At 72.1% G+C, this 19563-nt stretch carries 17 protein-coding genes; 12 read left to right on the top strand and 5 right to left on the bottom strand.

Annotated elements, in window-relative coordinates:
- Positions 1-9: 9 nt before the first annotated feature.
- Complete coding sequence (locus tag ACZ5CW_RS32890) at positions 10-828, top strand: hypothetical protein (RefSeq protein ID WP_468607878.1); 819 nt, start codon at positions 10-12, stop codon at positions 826-828.
- Positions 829-902: 74 nt separating this feature from the next.
- Here ACZ5CW_RS32890 and disA read toward each other — a convergent pair whose 3' ends face one another.
- Together disA and radA are read right to left on the bottom strand one after the other, a co-directional pair.
- Positions 903-2027, bottom strand: a complete 1125-nt coding sequence (gene disA, locus ACZ5CW_RS32885; RefSeq protein ID WP_468607876.1) for a DNA integrity scanning diadenylate cyclase DisA — start codon at positions 2025-2027, stop codon at positions 903-905.
- A gap of 79 nt (positions 2028-2106) precedes the next feature.
- Positions 2107-3516 carry a DNA repair protein RadA gene (gene radA / locus ACZ5CW_RS32880; RefSeq protein WP_468607874.1) on the bottom strand — a complete coding sequence of 470 codons (1410 nt, stop codon included), beginning with the start codon at positions 3514-3516 and terminating at the stop codon, positions 2107-2109.
- A gap of 197 nt (positions 3517-3713) precedes the next feature.
- Here radA and ACZ5CW_RS32875 point away from each other — a divergent pair, with 197 nt between their 5' ends.
- Positions 3714-5393, top strand: coding sequence for a BACON domain-containing protein (locus ACZ5CW_RS32875; RefSeq protein ID WP_468607872.1), 1680 nt, complete (start codon positions 3714-3716; stop codon positions 5391-5393).
- A gap of 72 nt (positions 5394-5465) precedes the next feature.
- Here ACZ5CW_RS32875 and ACZ5CW_RS32870 read toward each other — a convergent pair whose 3' ends face one another.
- The gene (locus tag ACZ5CW_RS32870) at positions 5466-6305 is read right to left on the bottom strand and encodes a DUF3109 family protein (RefSeq protein ID WP_468607870.1); all 840 of its coding nucleotides are present in this window, start codon (positions 6303-6305) and stop codon (positions 5466-5468) included.
- A 71-nt stretch (positions 6306-6376) separates the two neighbouring features.
- Here ACZ5CW_RS32870 and ACZ5CW_RS32865 point away from each other — a divergent pair, with 71 nt between their 5' ends.
- The 4 genes from ACZ5CW_RS32865 to ilvD all read left to right on the top strand — a co-directional run bounded on the left by ACZ5CW_RS32865 (position 6377) and on the right by ilvD (position 10900).
- The gene (locus tag ACZ5CW_RS32865; protein ID WP_468607868.1) at positions 6377-7309 is read left to right on the top strand and encodes a Ppx/GppA family phosphatase; all 933 of its coding nucleotides are present in this window, start codon (positions 6377-6379) and stop codon (positions 7307-7309) included.
- 124 nt (positions 7310-7433) lie between these two features.
- Positions 7434-8246: a sugar phosphate isomerase/epimerase family protein gene (locus tag ACZ5CW_RS32860; protein WP_468607866.1), complete on the top strand. Its 813-nt coding sequence runs from the start codon at positions 7434-7436 to the stop codon at positions 8244-8246.
- Positions 8243-8908, top strand: coding sequence for a TetR/AcrR family transcriptional regulator (locus ACZ5CW_RS32855; protein WP_468607864.1), 666 nt, complete (start codon positions 8243-8245; stop codon positions 8906-8908). The genes ACZ5CW_RS32860 and ACZ5CW_RS32855 overlap by 4 nt, the downstream gene beginning before the upstream one ends.
- 138 nt (positions 8909-9046) lie before the next feature.
- Complete coding sequence (gene ilvD / locus ACZ5CW_RS32850) at positions 9047-10900, top strand: dihydroxy-acid dehydratase (RefSeq protein WP_468607862.1); 1854 nt, start codon at positions 9047-9049, stop codon at positions 10898-10900.
- A gap of 52 nt (positions 10901-10952) precedes the next feature.
- Here the strand turns inward: ilvD and ACZ5CW_RS32845 are convergent, their stop codons facing one another.
- Entirely contained in the window at positions 10953-13091 is a 2139-nt protein-coding gene (locus ACZ5CW_RS32845; RefSeq protein WP_468607860.1) for a serine/threonine-protein kinase, read from the bottom strand.
- 178 nt (positions 13092-13269) lie between these two features.
- Here ACZ5CW_RS32845 and ACZ5CW_RS32840 point away from each other — a divergent pair, with 178 nt between their 5' ends.
- The 6 genes from ACZ5CW_RS32840 to proC all read left to right on the top strand — a co-directional run bounded on the left by ACZ5CW_RS32840 (position 13270) and on the right by proC (position 17850).
- Positions 13270-13599, top strand: a complete 330-nt coding sequence (locus ACZ5CW_RS32840) for an SH3 domain-containing protein (protein ID WP_468607858.1) — start codon at positions 13270-13272, stop codon at positions 13597-13599.
- Between the two features lie 49 nt (positions 13600-13648).
- A complete protein-coding gene (locus tag ACZ5CW_RS32835; protein ID WP_468607856.1) occupies positions 13649-14173 on the top strand; it encodes an EamA/RhaT family transporter in 525 nt (174 codons plus the stop codon).
- A gap of 140 nt (positions 14174-14313) precedes the next feature.
- Positions 14314-15108 (top strand): class I SAM-dependent methyltransferase, encoded by a 795-nt coding sequence (locus tag ACZ5CW_RS32830; RefSeq protein ID WP_468607854.1) that lies wholly within the window; start codon positions 14314-14316, stop codon positions 15106-15108.
- A gap of 254 nt (positions 15109-15362) precedes the next feature.
- Positions 15363-16163 (top strand): ABC transporter ATP-binding protein, encoded by an 801-nt coding sequence (locus ACZ5CW_RS32825; protein ID WP_468607852.1) that lies wholly within the window; start codon positions 15363-15365, stop codon positions 16161-16163.
- Positions 16160-16942 carry an ABC transporter permease gene (locus ACZ5CW_RS32820; RefSeq protein ID WP_468607850.1) on the top strand — a complete coding sequence of 261 codons (783 nt, stop codon included), beginning with the start codon at positions 16160-16162 and terminating at the stop codon, positions 16940-16942. Before ACZ5CW_RS32825 ends, ACZ5CW_RS32820 begins: the two co-directional genes overlap by 4 nt.
- Before the next feature lie 95 nt (positions 16943-17037).
- Complete coding sequence (gene proC / locus ACZ5CW_RS32815; protein ID WP_468607848.1) at positions 17038-17850, top strand: pyrroline-5-carboxylate reductase; 813 nt, start codon at positions 17038-17040, stop codon at positions 17848-17850.
- A 119-nt stretch (positions 17851-17969) separates the two neighbouring features.
- Here proC and trpS read toward each other — a convergent pair whose 3' ends face one another.
- Complete coding sequence (gene trpS / locus ACZ5CW_RS32810) at positions 17970-18998, bottom strand: tryptophan--tRNA ligase (protein WP_468608099.1); 1029 nt, start codon at positions 18996-18998, stop codon at positions 17970-17972.
- Between the last annotated feature and the right edge of the window lie 565 nt (positions 18999-19563).

Genomic DNA, 19563 nt, shown 5'->3' with positions numbered 1-19563 from the left:
GTTTGCGCCGTGGGATCTCTGCGCAATCCGGTCGGGCCGCTTCCCTCCACCATCTACTGGCGTCGGAGGGCCGTACTGCTGTCCGTGCTGGCCCTGTTGGCGCTCGTGATCACCTGGATCGCCACCGCCGGCGGCGGTGGCGGCAAGAAGAACGCCGACGGATCCAACGGCGAGAACCCCGCGCACACGATCACGCCGGGGCCGTCCCGGTCCGGGCCGGCGTACAGCCAACCCCCCGGCGGCCGCGACGAGTCGGGCGGCGGGGACTCCGACGGGGACGGTTCCGCCTCCGGCGGCACCGGTGGCCCGGACGACGGCTCCTCCGGTTCTTCGGACCCCTCCGGCTCCTCCGGGGCGGCCGGCGCCTCGGGCTCCGCAGGCGGCGACGTCGGTACGGGTGACAGGATCCCTGCGTCCTCCACACTGCCCGGCTGCACGTCCGGCGCGGTGGCGTTGGGCCTGCGCAGCCTGCACAACTCCTATGCGCCGGACCAGACGCCGACGTTCGAACTCACCGTGAAGAACACGTCGTCCGCCGACTGCAAGGTCGATCTCGGACCGAAGAGCGCGGTGCTGACGATCACGCCGGCGGACGGGGACGACGCGTACTGGTCGTCGTCCGACTGCCCCAAGGGCGCGGGGAGTCTGGTGTTCCGGGCGCCGGCGGGGAAGAGCATCACGTACCCGGTGAAGTGGGACCGAAAGCCGAGTGCTCCGCAGTGCGCGACGCCCCCCGCGGGGTCGGCGAAGGCGGGGACGTACCTGCTGGAGGCGAAGGCGCCCGGTTTCGGCAAGCTCCAGACGTCGTTCGTGCTGTCGGCGGACTAGCGCCGCCGCGGCCGATCCGCAGGCGCCGGACGACGCACCCCCCGGTGCCGTCGGGCGTCCGCTCGTGGATCAGGTCAGACGTACCGCTCCAGGATGGAGGACTCCGCCAGCCGCGACAGGCCCTCCCGCACGCTCCGCGCCCGGGCCTCGCCCACACCGTCGACCGTCTGCAGATCGTCCACGCTCGCGGCGAGCAGCTTCTGCAGGCCGCCGAAGTGCTCCACCAGGCGGTCGATGATCGCGCCCGGAAGGCGGGGGACCTTCGCCAGGAGCCGGAAGCCCCGCGGGGACACCGCGGAGTCGAGGGTCTCGGGGGAGCCGGTGTAGCCCAGCGCCCGCGCCACCGTGCCGAGTTCGAGAAGCTCCGCGTGGGTCAGCGCATTCAGCTCGAACAGGGCCTCGTCGACCGTGCGGGAGCGCTTCGCCGTCGGCTCGGGGACGTAGTCCCGCACGACCAGCTCGCGGTCGGGCTCGACCCCGGCGATCAACTCCTCCAGCTGGAGGGCGAGGAGGCGGCCGTCCGTGCCCAGTTCGACCACGTATTCGGCGATTTCGGTGGCGATGCGGCGGACCATCTCCAGGCGCTGTGCGACCGCGGACACGTCCCGGACCGTCACCAGGTCCTCGATCTCCAGCGCCGACAGTGTGCCCGCGACCTCGTCCAGGCGGAGCTTGTACCGCTCCAGGGTGGCCAGCGCCTGGTTCGCGCGGGAGAGGATCGCCGCGGAGTCCTCCAGGACACGACGCTGACCGTCCACGTACAGGGCGATCAGGCGCATCGACTGGGAGACGGAGACCACCGGGAAGCCGACCTGCTTGCTCACCCGGTCCGCCGTGCGGTGCCGCGTGCCCGTCTCCTCCGTGGGGATCGTCGGGTCCGGGACCAGCTGGACACCCGCGCGCAGGATCTTCGACAGGTCCGACGACAGCACGATGCCGCCGTCCAGCTTGCACAGCTCCCGCAGGCGGGTGGCGGTGAACTCGACGTCCAGGACGAAGCCGCCCGTGCACATCGCCTCGACCGTCTTGTCGGAGCCGAGGAGGATGAGGCCGCCGGTGTTGCCGCGGAGGACCCGCTCCAGGCCGTCACGCAGGGCGGTGCCCGGCGCCACGGCGCTCAGTGAGGCGCGCATCAGGCGATCGGAACCGGCACTCCCACCGGACTTTCCGGGAGCTGCTGCCCGGTCGTTGGCTGCCACTGCACTCCTCCGGTCGCAGGTTCTGACGCGCTCCCGGCCCGCACTCGGTTCGTACGGACGGGCGAGACCTGCGCAAAGTCTACCGGCGCTCCTCCGCCTCCCGTGGGGCCTCTCGGCGACGGGAGCGCGGCAGCACCCGGAGCGCGTCCCCCATGTCGGCCACTTCCAGGACCTTCATACCGGCCGGCACCTTGCCCGGATCGGTCGGCACGAGCGCGTGCGTGAAGCCCAGCCGGTGCGCCTCGGTGAGCCTGCGCTGCACGCCCGTGACCCGTCTCACCTCGCCCGCGAGCCCTACCTCACCGATCGCCACCAGGTTCTTCGGCAGCGGGGTGTCGCTGGCGGCGGAGGCGAGCGCCAGGGCGATGGCGAGGTCGGCGGCCGGTTCCGACAGCTTCACGCCGCCGACCGTCGCGGAGTAGATGTCCCGCTTGCCGAGCGCGCTGATCCGGCCCCGCTGCTCCAGGACGGCCAGCATCATCGACACGCGCGAGGTCTCCAGGCCCGAGGTGGTGCGGCGCGGGGAGGGGATCTGGGAGTCGACGGTCAGCGCCTGCACCTCGGCCACCAGTGGGCGGCGGCCCTCCAGGGTGACGGTCAGACAGGTGCCCGGTACCGGTTCGTCACGGCGTGTCAGGAAAAGTCCGCTGGGGTCCGCAAGGCCCGTGATGCCCTCGTCGTGCAGCTCGAAGCAGCCGACCTCGTCGGTCGCGCCATAGCGGTTCTTCACGCCCCGCACCAGGCGTAGGCGCGCATGCCGGTCGCCCTCGAAGTGCAGGACGACGTCCACCAGGTGCTCCAGCAGGCGGGGACCCGCGATCGCGCCGTCCTTGGTGACGTGGCCCACCAGGAGCGTGGACATGCCGCGCTCCTTCGAGGCGCGGATGAGGGCGCCCGCGACCTCCCGGACCTGGGCCATGCCGCCGGGAGCGCCCTCGATCTCCGGGGAGGCCACCGTCTGCACCGAGTCCAGGATCAGCAGGGACGGCTTGACCTCGTCCAAGTGGCCGAGAACGGCGGACAGATCGGTCTCGGCGGCCAGATACAGATGGTCGTCGAGGGCACCGATGCGGTCGGCGCGCAGCCGCACCTGGCTCGCCGACTCCTCGCCGGTGACATAGAGGGTGCGGTGCTCGGAGCCGGCGGACTTGGCGGCCACGTCCAGCAGCAGGGTGGACTTGCCGACGCCGGGCTCGCCCGCGAGCAGCACCACCGCGCCGGGCACGAGGCCGCCGCCGAGCACCCGGTCCAGCTCGGGCACGCCGGTCGTGCGGGCGGTGGCCTGCCGGCCGTCGACCTGGCCGATGGGCAGCGCGGAGCTGGTCACGCGGCCCGGTGCCGTCGTGCGGACCGCGGGCGCGCCGTACTCCTCGACCGTGCCCCAGGCCTGGCACTCCGGGCAGCGGCCGAGCCACTTGGCCGTCTGCCAGCCGCACTCGGTGCAGCGGTAGGACGGGCGGTCCTTGGTGGTCTTGGTACGGGCAGCCATGCGGAAACCGTAGCCCGCGGCACTGACAACGGGACCGGGGGCCACGTGTGGGTGGTCCGGTATCGGCCACCACCCATCGGAAACCAGCCGCGGAACAAAAGGTTCCTGTCCCCTATTGAGGGATCGTTTCACCCGTACGGATTAAAAGTGCTCAAGGTTCCAGAAGGGGCACTCCACAGCCGCCTACGGTCGCACGGGTGATGAGCAGCAGTCCGGAGACCACGACCCGCACCGTCGGCGCGCATCGGGCGCACCGGGAGGCGCGTGATCGCGCGGCCGCGCGCACCCTCGCCCAGCGGCCGCCTGCGCGCTACGAGCCCTACCTGGACGGCCTGTTCACCTACTGCCTGTCGGTGCTGTGCGAGCACGACGCGGCCACCGCGGCCCTCGGCGACGTCCTCGCCCTGGCCGAGCGGCGCGGGCACCGCGTCCCGGAGGCCCCCGCCGACCGCAGGGCCTGGCTGTACGCGCTGGCCCGCTGGGCATGCCTGCGCAAACTGGCCGAGGCCAAGCAGAAACGTCAGGCCACCCACGCGGCGGGCCGTACCGCCGCCGGCCGGACGGCCCCGGACCCGGCCGTCGCCCCCGAGGTCCAGGACCAGCGGCGCCGCGAACTCGCCCTGCTCGCCTGGCCGGAGGCGGCCGGCACCACACCCGAACAGCGCGAGGCCCTGGAACTCGCCGTCCGCCACCGACTCGCCGCCCATGAGGTCGCCGCCGTCCTCGGCATGGAACCCGCCGTCGCGCGCGAGCTGCTCGCCACGGCCGCCTGCGAGGTCGAGCGCACCCGTGCGGCCCTCGCCGTCGTCGAGACCGGCGGCTGCCCCAGCGTGGCGCACCTCACCGGGGACAGCCGGCTGGTCCTCAGCACCGCGCTGCGCCGCGAGCTGGTGCGGCACGTCGACGACTGTCCGCGCTGCCGACGCACCGCCGAGCGCGCCGTCCCCGGTCACTGGCCCGGCGCCACCGTCACCCCGGCCGAGCTGCCCGTCCTGGAGGCGCCCCGTCCGGCCCTCCACATGGCCCTGGCACACCACTCACGCGCGCGTGGCGCCGCCGTACCCCGCTTCGACCGGCGCGGCTTCCCGATGGACCCCAAGGACCGCGCGGCCCGCCGCGACCGCCTTCGCGCGCGTGCCGTCACGACGACCGTCGTCGCCACGGTCGTCGCCGCGCCCGTGCTCGCCCTGTGGGCCGCCTACCGGGGGGCTCCGGTGGGCGACGAGGACGGCCGCTCCGCCACCGCGCGCGAGGCGCAGGGTCCCGACGTGCTCGGCAGCGACACGGCGGGCGGCTACGAGAACGCGGGGAACGCCAGCGTCAGGCCCGGGGCCCGCGGCGGCAAGGGCGGCGAGCCGGACGTCTCCGTGGAGGTCGTGAGCGTCTCCGACAGCGGGGAGAAGGGCGCCGGACAGCTCGCCGTCGGTGCGGCCAACGACGGCGACACCACCCTGATCACGCTCACCGCCTCGGGGTCCGCGCCGGTGCGCTGGTCCGCGTCCACCTCGGCGGCGTGGCTCTACTTCAGCCGGTCCGCGGGAACGCTCGAGCCCGGCGAGACGTCGACGATCAAGGTGTACGTCGACCATCTCCGCGAGCCGTCCGGCCACTGGCGCGCACAGGTGGCGATCTCCCCGGCCGGGGCCGTGGTCACCATCGACGGCTACGGCACCGCACCGAGCCGCCCCACTCCCGTCCCCTCCTCCGCCGACCCCGAGCCGACGCCGTCCGGGACACCCCCGACCGACCCGCCCACCAGCCAGTCCCCGACGCCCTCCACTCCACCCGCGACTCCCACCGACCCACCGCCGTCCGGCACCCCGACGCCGACGCCCACACCGAGCGACAGCGAGGCGCCGAGCCCGTCGGGCGGCTAGGGGTGCTGTCCGTACAGCACACCCGGGGCCGGCGGCGGAGGGGACGAGACGGAAGGGAGCGGGCCGGTGGGGTTACGGCGCCGGGTCGGCCGGGTGCGGAGCCACCAGCGGCAGCTGCGACGCCAGGCGCTGTTCGCACAGCTCGACCAGGCGGTCGTAGCCGGCCTTGCCCATCAGTTCGGTCAGCTCGGCCCGGTAGGAGACGTACACCGGCTCGCCCGCGCCGTGCGCCGAGGTCGCCGACGTGCACCACCAGTGCAGGTCGTGGCCGCCCGGCCCCCAGCCCCGGCGGTCGTACTCGCCGATGGACACCTGCAACACGCGCGTGTCGTCCGGCCGGTCGATCCAGTCGTACGTCCGCCGGATCGGCAGCTGCCAGCACACGTCCGGCTTGGTCTCCAGCGGCTCCCGGCCCTCCTTCAGGGCGAGGATGTGCAGCGAGCAGCCCGCGCCGCCCGCGAACCCGGGCCGGTTCTGGAAGATGCAGGATCCCTGGAAGGGCCGCGTCTGCCGGGAGCCCTCCTCGTCCTCGGAGATCCAGCCGTCCCGTGTGCCTTCGGCGTGGTGCTGCCAGATCTCCGGGGTGAGCCTGGCCACATGCTCGGCGACCCGCTTCTCGTCGTCCTCGTCGGAGAAGTGAGCGCCCAGCGTGCAGCACCCGTCGTCCGCGCGGCCCGCCTGGATGCCCTGGCAACCGCTGCCGAAGATGCAGTTCCAGCGAGAGGTCAGCCATGTCAGATCGCAGCGGAAGACCTGCTCGTCGTCCGCCGGATCAGGGAACTCCACCCAGGCGCGCGCGAAGTCGAGCCCCTTCTCGTCGCTCACCTTCGACCCCTTGGATGCTTTGGCGTCCTTGCGAACCTTGTCCGCCTTTTCCGTTTTCCCGGAGTTCGCCTTTTTCGTCTTTGGCACTCGTCCAGGGTAAGTGGCCCGGACCCGCTCCGGGGACCGGGCGGGAACGTTCTGGCAGTAGCGTTCCGTATATGAGACTCGGTGTCCTGGACGTGGGTTCGAACACGGTGCATCTGCTGGTGGTGGACGCCCACCCCGGCGCGCGCCCGCTGCCCGCGCATTCGCACAAGGCCGATCTTCGGCTCGCCCAACTCCTCGACGACAGCGGTGCCATCGGTGACGAGGGCATCGACAAGCTGATCGCCGTCGTACGGGACGCGCTCCAGGCCGCCGAGGACAAGGGTGTGGAGAACGTGCTGCCCTTCGCCACCTCCGCCGTACGGGAGGCGAGCAACGCCGACGACGTCCTCGCGCGCGTGGAGGCCGAGACCGGGGTACGGCTCCAGGTGCTCACCGGCGAGGAGGAGGCCCGGCTCACCTTTCTCGCGGTCCGCCGCTGGTTCGGCTGGTCCGCCGGGAAGCTGTTGGTCCTGGACATCGGCGGCGGCTCCCTGGAGATCGCCTACGGCATGGACGAGGAACCGGACACCGCCGTCTCCCTGCCGCTCGGCGCCGGCCGCCTCACCGCCGGCTGGCTGCCCGGTGACCCGCCCGGCCAGGAGGACGTCCGCGCGCTGCGCCGCCACGTCCGCGCGGAGATCGCCCGCACGGTCGGCGAATTCAGCCGCTTCGGCGCCCCCGACCACGTGGTCGCCACGTCCAAGACCTTCAAGCAGCTCGCCCGCATCGCCGGTGCCGCCCGCAGCGCCGACGGCCTCTACGTCCAGCGCGAACTCAAGCGCGAGTCCCTGGAGGCCTGGGTCCCGCGGCTGGCCGGCATGACCGCGGAACAGCGCGGCGAGCTTCCGGGGGTCTCGGAGGGCAGGGCCGGTCAGTTGCTGGCGGGCGCGTTGGTGGCCGAGGGCGCGATGGACCTCTTCGGCGTGGAGAGCCTGGAGATATGCCCCTGGGCCCTGCGCGAGGGCGTGATCCTGCGACGCCTCGATCACATGGAGAGCGACTGACGCCGAGGGGTGCGGGGGACCGCGCTCCGGGCCGCGTCGCACCCGCACCCGCGCAAATGGCGAAAGTCACAACGGCGAACAGGCACCCGACACCCTCACCCATGAACCCCGTAAGGTGACCGACGTGGCTGAACCAAGGGACGTGCGTGTCGCCCTGTCGACGGCCTCCGTGTACCCGGAGTCAACGGCGACCGCTTTCGAGATCGCCGCGCGCCTCGGCTACGACGGCGTCGAGGTCATGGTGTGGACCGACCCGGTCAGCCAGGACATCGAGGCGCTGCGCCGCCTCTCGGACTACCACGGCGTCCCGGTCCTGGCCGTCCACGCCCCCTGCCTGCTGATCACCCAGCGCGTCTGGTCCACCGACCCCTGGGTCAAACTCCAGCGGGCCCGGGCGGCCGCGGAGAAGCTGGGCGCCTCCACCGTCGTCGTGCACCCGCCCTTCCGCTGGCAGCGGCAGTACGCCCGGGACTTCGTCGACGGGATCTGGCGGATGGCGAACGAGACGGACGTGCGGTTCGCCGTCGAGAACATGTACCCCTGGCGCTACCGCGACCGCGAGATGCTCGCCTACGCCCCCGACTGGGACGTCACCCGGCACGACTACCGCCACTTCACGATCGACCTCAGCCACACGGCGACGGCCCGCACCGACGCCCTGGACATGATCGACCGCATGGGTGACCGGCTCGGCCACGTCCACCTCGCCGACGGCCGGGGCTCGGCCAAGGACGAGCACCTCGTGCCCGGCCGCGGCACCCAGCCCTGTGCCGAGCTGCTGGAGCGCCTCGCCGTCACCGGGTTCGACGGACATGTCGTCATCGAGGTCAACACCCGGCGGGCGATGTCCAGCGCCGAACGCGAGGCCGACCTCGCCGAGGCCCTGGAGTTCACCCGCAAGCACCTGGCCTCGGCGGTACGGGTGCCCCGGCCATGAGCGAGTCCTCCCGCCCCGCGGCGAAGGCACCGGCGGCGAAGCCCACGGCGGCGAAGGAACCCGCGCCCAGGGCGCGTCGCCGCGGCCGGCCGCCGCGTGCCGAGTCCGCCGACACCCGCGACCGCATCCTCATCGCGGCCCGCGAGGAGTTCTCCGAACGCGGGTACGAGAAGACGTCCGTCCGTGGGATCGCCAAGGCGGCCGGCGTGGACTCGGCGCTCGTCCACCACTACTTCGGCACCAAGGAGCAGGTCTTCGAAGCGGCCATCGAGGTCGCCTTCGCGCCCGCGCTGGACGCCCCGAACGCGCTGGCCGAAGGCCCGCTGGACGGTGTGGGGGAGCGACTGACCCGCTTCGTCTTCGGCGTCTGGGACAACCCCACGACCCGTACGCCCCTCCTCGCGATCCTCCGGTCCGCCGTGAACAACGAGACCGCCGCCGCCGTCTTCCGCCGCCTCGTCGCCGCCCAGCTGCTGCGCCGCATCGCCGCCCAGCTGGACCTGCCGGACGCGGAGCTGCGCGCCGAGCTGGCGGCCGCGCAGCTGGTGGGGACGGCGATGATGCGCTACGTGATCAAGCTGGAGCCGCTGGCGTCCGCGGACCTGGAGCAGATCATCGCGCGCGTGGCCCCCGTCGTGCAGGGGCATCTGACGAACCCCTGAGCACAGCGGTCCGTGGAACACGCGTCCCGCATTCCGGACAGCCGTGTCCACGGTTTGGAGTGGCGGCGTACGCTCGGAAGGAGTCAGAACTCTGGCAGATGGTCTTCTGGCAGATGGTCTTCGAAGGAGCGAGCGACGATGCCCGAGCTGAGGTCCCGCACAGTCACCCACGGCCGCAACATGGCGGGCGCCCGCGCCCTTATGCGCGCCTCCGGTGTACCCGGTGCGGACATCGGCCGGAAGCCGATCATCGCCGTCGCGAACTCCTTCACCGAGTTCGTGCCGGGCCACACCCACCTGCAGCCGGTCGGCCGGATCGTCAGCGAGGCGATCAAGGAGGCGGGCGGCATCCCGCGCGAGTTCAACACCATCGCCGTCGACGACGGCATCGCGATGGGCCACGGCGGCATGCTCTACAGCCTGCCCTCCCGCGACCTGATCGCGGACTCGGTGGAGTACATGGTGGAGGCGCACTGCGCCGACGCCCTGGTCTGCATCTCCAACTGCGACAAGATCACCCCGGGCATGCTGATGGCCGCCCTGCGCCTGAACATCCCGACGGTCTTCGTCTCCGGCGGCCCCATGGAGTCCGGCCGGGCCACCCTGGTCGACGGCACGGTCCGCACGCTCGACCTGGTCGACGCGATCTCCGACGCCGTGAACGACAAGATCTCGGACGAGGACATCCTCCGTATCGAGGAGAACGCCTGTCCGACCTGCGGCTCGTGTTCCGGCATGTTCACCGCCAACTCGATGAACTGCCTGACCGAGGCCATCGGCCTCTCCCTGCCCGGCAACGGCTCGGTCCTCGCCACCCACACCGCGCGCAAGCAGCTCTACGTCGACGCCGCCCGCACGGTCATGGACCTGACCCGCCGCTACTACGAGCAGGACGACGACACGGTCCTGCCGCTCAACATCGCCACCTTCCAGGCCTTCGAGAACGCCATGGCCCTGGACATCGCGATGGGCGGCTCCACCAACACGATCCTGCACCTGCTGGCCGCGGCCCAGGAGGCGGGCGTGCCCTTCGGCCTGGAGCAGATCGACGCCGTCTCCCGCCGCGTCCCCTGCCTCGCCAAGGTCGCGCCCAACGTCGCCAAGAACCGCACGTACTACATGGAGGACGTGCACCGCGCGGGCGGCATCCCGGCCCTGCTCGGCGAACTGCACCGCGCCGGCCTCCTCAACGAGGACGTGCACGCCGTCCACAGCCCCTCCCTGGCGGACTGGCTGAAGACCTGGGACGTCCGCGGCGGCTCCCCGTCCGCCGAGGCCGTGGAGCTGTGGCACGCGGCCCCCGGCTGCGTCCGCTCCGCCGAGGCCTTCTCCCAGTCCGAGCGCTGGGAGGCCCTGGACGACGACGCCGAGGGCGGCTGCATCCGCTCCGCCGAGCACGCGTACTCCAAGGACGGTGGACTCGCGGTCCTCAGGGGCAACCTGGCCGTCGACGGCTGTGTCGTGAAGACGGCCGGCGTCGACGAGTCGATCTGGACCTTCGAGGGCCCGGCGGTGGTCTGCGAGTCCCAGGAGGAGGCCGTCCAGCGGATCCTCACCCAGGAGGTCAAGGACGGCGACGTCGTCGTCATCCGCTACGAGGGCCCCAAGGGCGGCCCCGGCATGCAGGAGATGCTGTACCCGACCTCGTACCTGAAGGGCCGTGGCCTCGGCAAGAGTTGCGCGCTGATCACCGACGGCCGCTTCTCCGGCGGCACCTCGGGCCTGTCGATCGGCCACGCCTCCCCCGAAGCGGCCTCCGGCGGCACCATCGCCCTGGTCCAGGACGGCGACCGCATCCGCATCGACATCCCGGGCCGCACCATCGAGCTGCTGGTCGACGAGGCGGAACTCGCGCGCCGCGAGCAGGCCCTGAACGGCGTCTACGCCCCGAAGAACCGCGACCGCAAGGTGTCCGCCGCCCTCCGGGCCTACGCCGCGATGGCGACCAGCGCGGACAAGGGCGCGGTGCGCGACGTGAGCAAGCTGGGCTGACCCGGCACCGCGCGATGGGGCCGCTCCCGCCGGGAGCGGCCCCATCGCCGTTCTACCAGGCCGAGGGCTTCCGCCCGTCCAGGGCGAAGACGGTGCCGTCGGGGGCGGTGGCGTAGATGTGAGCGCCGGTGATCACCGGTTCCGCGGGTGCTCCCGTGACCTCGGCCGAGTTCGCCCCCAGGCGCGCGCGGGTCTGCCCGACGAGCGTCCCTTCGGCCGCGTCGACCGCGAGCAGCCGGCCGTCACTGGCGGAGAAGTAGACGCGCTCGCCGTCCGTCACAGGTGCCGATCCCCGGCTCACGGACGTCTCCAGCCGCCACAGCCCCTTCCCGGTGGTCATGTCCACCGCCTGCAGGAGGCCGCCGGCGGCCAGGAGGTGCACCACCTTCCCCCGCACGGTGGCATGGGCACCGGGGAGTGCCGCGGGCAGGGTCACCCGGCGTGTCGTTCCGGAACCGGGGCTGTAGCGGACCACGGCCCGCGTCTCTCCGTAGACGCTGTCCACGGAGAGGAAGAAGACCGAGCCGCCCTCGGCACCGAAGGGCTTCAGCCGGCCGTCGAGGCGGACGTCCCACCGGACGTCGCCCGTGCCCGGGTCGACGGCGGTCACGCGCGTGCTCGATCCGTCGGCGGACATGCCGGTCGCGTACGTCAGCGAGTCACCTGCGAAGGAGGCGAAGGACGGCACGCCCCGGCCCGGGAACGTGCGATGCCACTTCGTGCCGCCGGTGGCACTGTCCACCCCGGTGACCGTCCCGTCGGGACTGCTGAGCAGAGCCGTGCCGCCCGCGTACCGGATCATCGTGCCCGTCGGCAGCCGCCGCTGCCAGACCTCCCTGCCGGAGGCGGGGTCGAGCGCCGCCAGCCGCGAGCCGCCGCCGGTGTACGGCTGCACCAGACCGCCCGAGACGACCGGTGGCCCGCTCGTGGACTGGGCGGCCACGGAGCGCCGCCACAGCAGCTTTCCGTCGGTGGGGGAGAGGGCGAAGACCACCCCGGGGCGGGCACAGAACAACTTCCCCGGCACGTACGAGCACTGGGGCATCCCCACCCCCTTGCCCGCCGGATCGGCCCGCCAGGCGCCGAAGGCGGCCGCCTGGGTGCGCGGGCCGGCCCCCTTCGGCGTCGTACGGCCGTCTTTGCCGAGGAGCTGAACCGAGGCGAACCCACCGGACACGAGGAGAGCGAGCCCCAGGACCACGAGCGCCGCCCTCCTGCCCGCCCTCCTGCCCGTGCGCTTGCCCCACGGCCGCCGGGCACGCCCGCCCTCGGCCTGCCCGCCCTCGGCCTGCTCGGCGTGGCGCTCCGGAACAGGGTCCTCGCCCGTCCGCTGCGCCGGTATGAACGCCTGGGTGTCGTAGGAGGCCGACACCGACCGCAGGTCCCGCATCAACTCGTCGGGAGTCGGGCGGTCCTCCGGGTCCTTGGCGAGACAGCGTGTCACGAGCGGCGCGAGATTCTCCGGCACGCCGGTCAGGTCGGGGTCGTCGTGCACGACCTGGTAGGCGACGACGTACGGGCTGTCGGAGTCGAACGGTCCCCGCCCGGTCGCCGCGTGCACCAACACGGACCCGAGCGCGAAGATGTCCGCCGCCGGCCCCACCTCCCGCGGCCGCCGGAACTGCTCGGGCGCCATGAACGGCGGTGTGCCGATCAACTTGCCCGTCTCGGTGCGCAGTTCACTGTCCTTCGGCCGGGAGATGCCGAAGTCGATGACCTTCGGCCCGTCCTCGGCCAGCAGGACGTTGCTCGGCTTGAGATCCCGGTGCACGACCCCGACCCGATGGATGTCACGCAGCGCCTCCGCGAGCCCGGCCATCAGCCGACGCAACTGCTCCGGAGCCATGGGCCCGTTCCGCTTCACATGGTCGGAAAGCGTCGGCCCGGGAATGAACAGGGTGGCCATCCAGGGCCGTTCGGCCTCGGGGTCGGCGTCCACCACGGACGCGGTGAAGGCACCGCTGACCCGCCGGGCGGCGGCCACCTCCTGCCGGAAGCGCCCCCTGAACTCGGGGTCCCTGGCGAACTCGGCATGTACGACCTTCACCGCGAGCCGCATCCCCGACGTGCTCCGGGCCAGGTGCACCACCCCCATGCCGCCGGAGCCCAGACACGACTCCAGGCGGTAGTGACCGGCGTACTCGGGAAGTTCCGCTTCCGCGCCCGCTCCGATGTTGCGCTGTGGCGTCATGGACCACCCCCGTGCTGATGTCCGCGCGCGCGACGCACGGAGCCTAGTCGATGACTCGTACGAGACAGAGGCGGCTTGCTAGCGTCTGCGTGCGAGTCGCGCACGGGGTTTCAGGGCGCGCCGCAAGGGAATCAACGGGACCCCATGGCAGTCATGGGGTCAACGGGGGAGGCTTCACATGTCTGTCGACCGCGCCGAAGGCGTCCGGAGCACCGACGAGGTCCAGAGCGTGACGGCGGTGGCCGAGACCGCGGCCTTGCGCTACTACTCGGTCGCGCCCGGCACCCGCCTGAACGTCCGCAGCGGCCCTGGCACCAGCTACAACATCCTGTACGTCCTGCCCGAGGGCGCCAAGGTCCCGATCTACTGCCAGACGCCGGGCACGACGGTGTCCGGCCCGTACGGCACCACGAAGATCTGGGACAACATCGACAACGGCGAGTACGTCTCCGACGCCTACGTCCACACGGGCAGCGACGGCTACATCGCGTCACGCTGCTCCCTGTGAGGCCCCACCCCCTGGGGAGTACGCCTCGGCCCGGCGCCATAATCGTCCCGTGAGCGACGAAACCGGCACCCCGGACACCGCGGCGGGCTCCCCAGGCGGCGCCGCCCGGAGCAGCGGTCCCCGCCCGGAGCCTCTGCGCTTCTTCGGCACCTCCTGGGTGAACCACGACAGCGGCTACGCGGCCCGCCGCGCCGGCGTCGCCGTCGGCTCCCTGGCCGCGGCCGCCGTCTCCTGCCTGGTACTGCGCTTCGCCTACGACGGCATCCAGATCGCCGACACCGGCTCCTTCGTGACCGTGCTGGTCATCGCCATGTTCGCGATCTGCAGCGCACTCGCCTTCCGCAACGCCTGGGAGGGCTTCGGCACGCGCCACGACCCCCAGCGCCAGGCCTCCCTGCGCGGCTTGCTCGCCATCGGCTTCGTCGGCTCCCTCCTCGCCTACTTCTTCCGCTCCCTCACCGAGGCGCCGGGCGAGAAGCTGCACCGCCAGGAGTACGAGAAGGCCCGCGAGGAGCACGAACGCCGCACCACCCGCCGCACCGGCAACCCCTCGAAGAAGAAGCGCCGCCGGTAGGAGCGGGGAAGCCCGGGCACGTTCGACACGAGGCCGGGCGACACGACGCCGGCCCGATGCGATGCCGGCCGAGGCGGCGGCGGAGTCCCGGTGGAACAACCCGCTGTCCCCGCCCGCCGCTCTCCGCGCACCATGGCTGCATGACCACCACGCAGCCGCCCACCGACCCGCACGCCGTCCACGCCCTCCGCGCCCGCTCCTTCGACTCGGCCGCCGCCCAGTACGCGGCGAACCGCCCCTCCTATCCGGCCGCCCTCTTCGACGCCGTCGAGGAAACGGCCGGCCGGGCCCTGTCCGGCGCCAGGGTCGTGGACGTCGGCGCCGGTACCGGCATCGCCACCGCCCTCCTGCGCGCACGCGGCGCCGACGTCCTGGCGGTCGAACCCGGCGACGGCATGGCCGCCGAGTTCCGCCGCGGCCTGCCCCACATCCCGATCGTCCAGGGCAACGGCAACGCCCTCCCCGTCGCCGACGCCCACGCCGACTTCCTCACCTACGCGCAGGCCTGGCACTGGACCGACCCGGCCCGCTCGGTGCCGGAGGCGCTGCGGGTGCTGCGGCCGGGCGGCGCACTGGCGCTGTGGTGGAACACCGACGCCCTCGACGTCGACTGGATCGCCGAGGCCTCCGATCGCGCCGTCCGCTTCTTCGGCGTGGACCTCGCCGCCGAGAAGCGCAAGGCCGGTGAGCGCACGGACCGGGCCGACCCCAGCGGCCGTCTGGACTTCACCCGCCGCCAGGTCCGCTGGAGCCGCCGGGTGCCGGTCGACACCCACCTGGCCAACGTCGGCAGCCATTCCTTCCTCCTCGTGGCGCCCGAGGAGCGCAGGACGGCCTTCCTGAACGAGGAGCGCGACCACCTGCTGACCGTCTTCCCGGACGGCATCGTCGAGGAGACGTACGACGTGCTGCTGCTGGTCGCCACCAAACCCTGACCCGGGCTTCTCACGCCCAGTGAGCGGCGGTCGGGCTTCGGCCCGGCCGCCGCTTCCGCATGTCCCGGGGCCGCCGCCTCCGTGCGACTCCGGGCCGCCGCCTTCGTGCGACTCCGGGCCGCCGCCTTCGTGCGACTCCGGGCCGCCGCCGCGAGCGCACGGGCCCGCCCGTCGGTGACACCACACCCCGGCCGGCAGGAATGCACGGCTCCTCCCTCTTGACGGCCCTGCCCCTCAGGCAGATTATTCATCGCATGATGAATTACGTGCCGGAGCCACCACACCCCGGCCCCGTCCCCGCCGTCCAGGCCGAAGACCTCACCGTCGAACGCGGCCCCCGCACCGTCCTGCACCACCTCCGCTTCACCGTCCCCCGCGGCCAGATCACCGGCCTGCTCGGCCCCTCCGGCTGCGGCAAATCGACCCTCATGCGCTCCCTCGTCGGCACCCAGGCCAAGGTCACCGGCACCCTGAACGTCCTGGGCAGCCCGGCCGGCCACCCCACCCTCCGCAGCCGCATCGGCTACGTCACCCAGGCCCCCTCCGTCTACGACGACCTGACCGTCCGCCAGAACCTCGAGTACTTCGCCGCGATCCTCGACCCCGGCCGAACCGCCGCCGAACGCCGCAACCAGCACGTCACCCAGGCCATCGCCGACGTCGACCTCACCCGCCACGCCGACGCCCTCGCCGGCAACCTCTCCGGCGGTCAGCGCAACCGCGTCTCCCTGGCCGTCGCCCTCCTCGGCACCCCCGAACTCCTCGTCCTGGACGAGCCGACCGTCGGCCTCGACCCGGTCCTGCGCCGCGACCTGTGGAACCTCTTCCAGGACCTCGCAGCCACCCGCGGCACCACCCTCCTCGTCTCCTCCCACGTCATGGACGAGGCCGAGCGCTGCCACCGCCTCCTCCTCATGCGCGAGGGCGAGATCCTCGCCGACGACACCCCGGACGCCCTGCGCACCCGTACCGGCACCGACACGGTCGAGGCCGCCTTCCTGCACCTCGTCGACCAGGCCGTCACGGCGGGCCGCACCAAGGAGAGCACCCGATGAACACGACCGCCCCCGCGCACACCGCCGCACCCACCGGCACCTTCAGCACCGCCCGCACCACCGCCACGGCCGCCCGGGTCCTGCGCCAGCTCCGCCACGACCCGCGCACCATCGCGCTGCTGATCCTCATCCCGTGCCTGATGCTGCTCCTGCTGCGCTACGTCTTCGACGCCAGCCCCCGCACCTTCGACAACATCGGCGCCTCCCTGCTCGGGATCTTCCCGCTGATCACGATGTTCCTGGTCACCTCCATCGCCACCCTGCGCGAACGCACCTCCGGCACCCTGGAACGACTCCTGGCCATGCCCCTCGGCAAGGCCGACGTCATCGCCGGCTACGCCCTCGCGTTCGGCACCCTCGCCGTCGTCCAGTCGGCCCTCGCCACCGGCCTCGCGGTCTGGCTGCTCGGCCTCGACGTCACCGGCTCCCCCTGGCTGCTCCTGCTCGTCGCCCTCCTCGACGCGCTGCTCGGTACGGCCCTCGGCCTCTTCGTCTCGGCCTTCGCGGCCTCGGAATTCCAGGCGGTCCAGTTCATGCCCGCGGTGATCTTTCCCCAGCTCCTCCTGTGCGGCCTGTTCACTCCTCGCTCCGACATGCACCCCGTCCTGGAGGCCATCTCCGACGTCCTGCCGATGTCGTACGCCGTGGACGGCATGAACGAGGTCCTCCACCACACCGACATGACAGCCACGTTCGTCAGGGACGTCCTGATCGTCGCGGGCTGCGCGCTGCTGGTGCTGGGGCTGGGGGCGGCGACCCTGCGACGCCGGACGGCGTGAGCCCGCGAACGGCCGCGTCCCGGCCCATCGAGACGCGCGTCCGCCCACCGGACAACCGACTCGCACCCCTCCTCGCCGGTGCGAGGATGAACCGCATGAGCCAGAAAGTCGCAGTCCTCGGCACCGGCAAGATCGGCGAAGCCCTGCTCAGCGGAATGATCCGGGCCGGCTGGGCCCCCGCCGACCTCCTGGTCACCGCCCGCCGCCCCGAGCGCGCCGAAGAACTCCGCACCCGCCACGGAGTCACCCCGGTCAGCAACGCCGAGGCCGCCAAGACCGCCGACACCCTGATCCTCACGGTCAAGCCGCAGGACATGGGCACTCTCCTGGACGAACTCGCCCCGCAGGTTCCCGCCGACCGCCTGGTCATCAGCGGAGCCGCGGGCATCCCCACCTCCTTCTTCGAGGAGCGCCTGGCCGCGGGCACCCCGGTCGTCCGGGTCATGACCAACACCCCCGCCCTCGTCGACGAGGCCATGTCGGTCATCTCCGCGGGCAGCCACGCCACCGCCGAGCACCTCGCCCACGCCGAGGAGATCTTCGGAGCCGTCGGCAAGACCCTTCGCGTGCCCGAGAGCCAGCAGGACGCCTGCACCGCGCTCTCCGGCTCCGGCCCGGCCTACTTCTTCTACCTGGTCGAGGCCATGACCGACGCCGGCATCCTGCTCGGCCTCCCCCGCGACAAGGCCCACGACCTCATCGTCCAGTCCGCCATCGGCGCCGCCGTGATGCTCCGCGACAGCGGCGAGCACCCGGTCAAGCTCCGGGAGAACGTCACCTCCCCGGCCGGCACGACCATCAACGCCATCCGCGAGCTGGAGAACCACGGCGTACGAGCAGCCCTCATCGCCGCCCTGGAAGCCGCCCGCGACCGCAGCCGCGAACTCGCCTCCGGAAAGAAGGACTGAGGCAAGCCCCACGAGCGCTGCGGCAGGCCGGAAGGGAAGAGGGGACCGGTCCGGTGCAGGGGCGGCGGCCGCTCGGCACCCGACCGGCCGACCGCCCCACACACCGGCGCCTCACACCCCTAGCGGCCGGCCGCGCTCAGGGCCGTCTCGAACACCGGCGGCAGCAGCCCGATCGCCCGATACGCGGCATCGACGGTCGGCCGGGCCATCGCCCGGGCCTTCTCCGCACCGTCCCGCAGCACCCCCTCCACAAAGGCAGGGTCCGTACACAGCTCCCTGTGCCTGGTCTGCACGGGCCTGAGGATCTCCACCACGGCCTCCGCGGTGTCCTTCTTCAAGGCGCCGTACGACTCATATACACCGGCCAAGTCCTCGGGGTTCCCACCCGTGCACGCGGCGAGGATCTCCAGCAGATTGGCCACCCCCGGCCGCCTCTCACGGTCGTACTCGACACCCCGCCCGCTGTCGGTCACCGCCCGCATGACCTTCTTCCGCACCACGTCCGGCTCGTCCAGCAGATAGACGACCCCCGCACCCGAGTCGTCCGACTTCCCCATCTTCGAGGTCGGGTCCTGCAGATTCATCACGCGCGCGGCCACCCCCGGAAGCGTCGCCCGCGGCACCACGAACGTGTGCCCGTACCGCTGGTTGAACCGCACCGCGAGGTCCCGTGTCAGCTCCACGTGCTGCACCTGGTCGTCCCCGACCGGCACCTCGTCCGCGCCGTACGCCAGGATGTCCGCCGCCATCAGCACCGGATACGTCAGCAGCGACAGCCGCACGCTGCCGCCGCGCTTCCGCTCCCGCGCGGACTTCTCCTTGTACTGGATCATCCGCCGCATCTCGCCGTCGGACGCCACGCACTCCAGCAGGTACGACAGCCTGGTGTGCTCGTCGACATGACTCTGCAGGAACACGGTGCACACCTCGGGGTCGAGCCCCGACGCCAGCAACAGCGTCGCCGTCTGGCGACTGAGCCTGCTCACCCGCGCCGGATCGTGGTCCACGGTCAGCGCGTGCAGGTCCACCACACAGAACAGCGAGTCCGCCCGATGCTGGTCCACCGCTGCCCAGCGCCGCATGGCGCCCAGGTAGTTCCCCAGCGTCAGGTGCCCGGTCGGCTGGATCCCGCTGAAGGCCCGCGTCATCTCCACTCCACCTCCTGGTCGGGCCGCCGCTCCTGCGGCCGGCCCCCGGAGTCCGGAGGAGATACGAGAACGGCCGCCGAAGCGGCGGCCGTTGAGTGCATACGTGAGTACGGCCGCCGTCAGGCGGCCCACCAAAGCTGGGTGCACGTACGCGTAGTCACGTCCCCGAGCATACGCCTCAGGGGTGCAGGGCGGCCGTGAGTTGACACGCCCCGGGCCGATCCGTACTGTTCTCCGAGTTGTCCGACGTGAGCGCCGACTCCGGTCGGTCCCCGGGCAGCCATTCCGCAAGCACCACCCAACAATCGACGCTTCGGTGTCGGCTGTGTTGGCGTGCGCATTTGCGAAATGAGGAATCCGTGTTCGAAAGGGCGCGGCCCCGATTAGCTCGGGAGCCGGGAATCCGCTAAAGTCTCACTCGTCGGAACGGCCCAACAGCCGGGAAGACAAACCCCCCTGACTGGGAGTCAGACGCCGAAAGGATCTGATAGAGTCGGAACCGCCGGAAAGGAAACCGCGAGAGCGGGAACCTGGAAAGCACCGAGGAAATCGGATCGAGAAAAGA

It is taken from the genome of Streptomyces sp. NPDC031379 (assembly GCF_055569615.1).
Note: the sequence above shows the minus strand (reverse complement) of the source record. Positions and strands in the feature narration are given on the sequence as shown.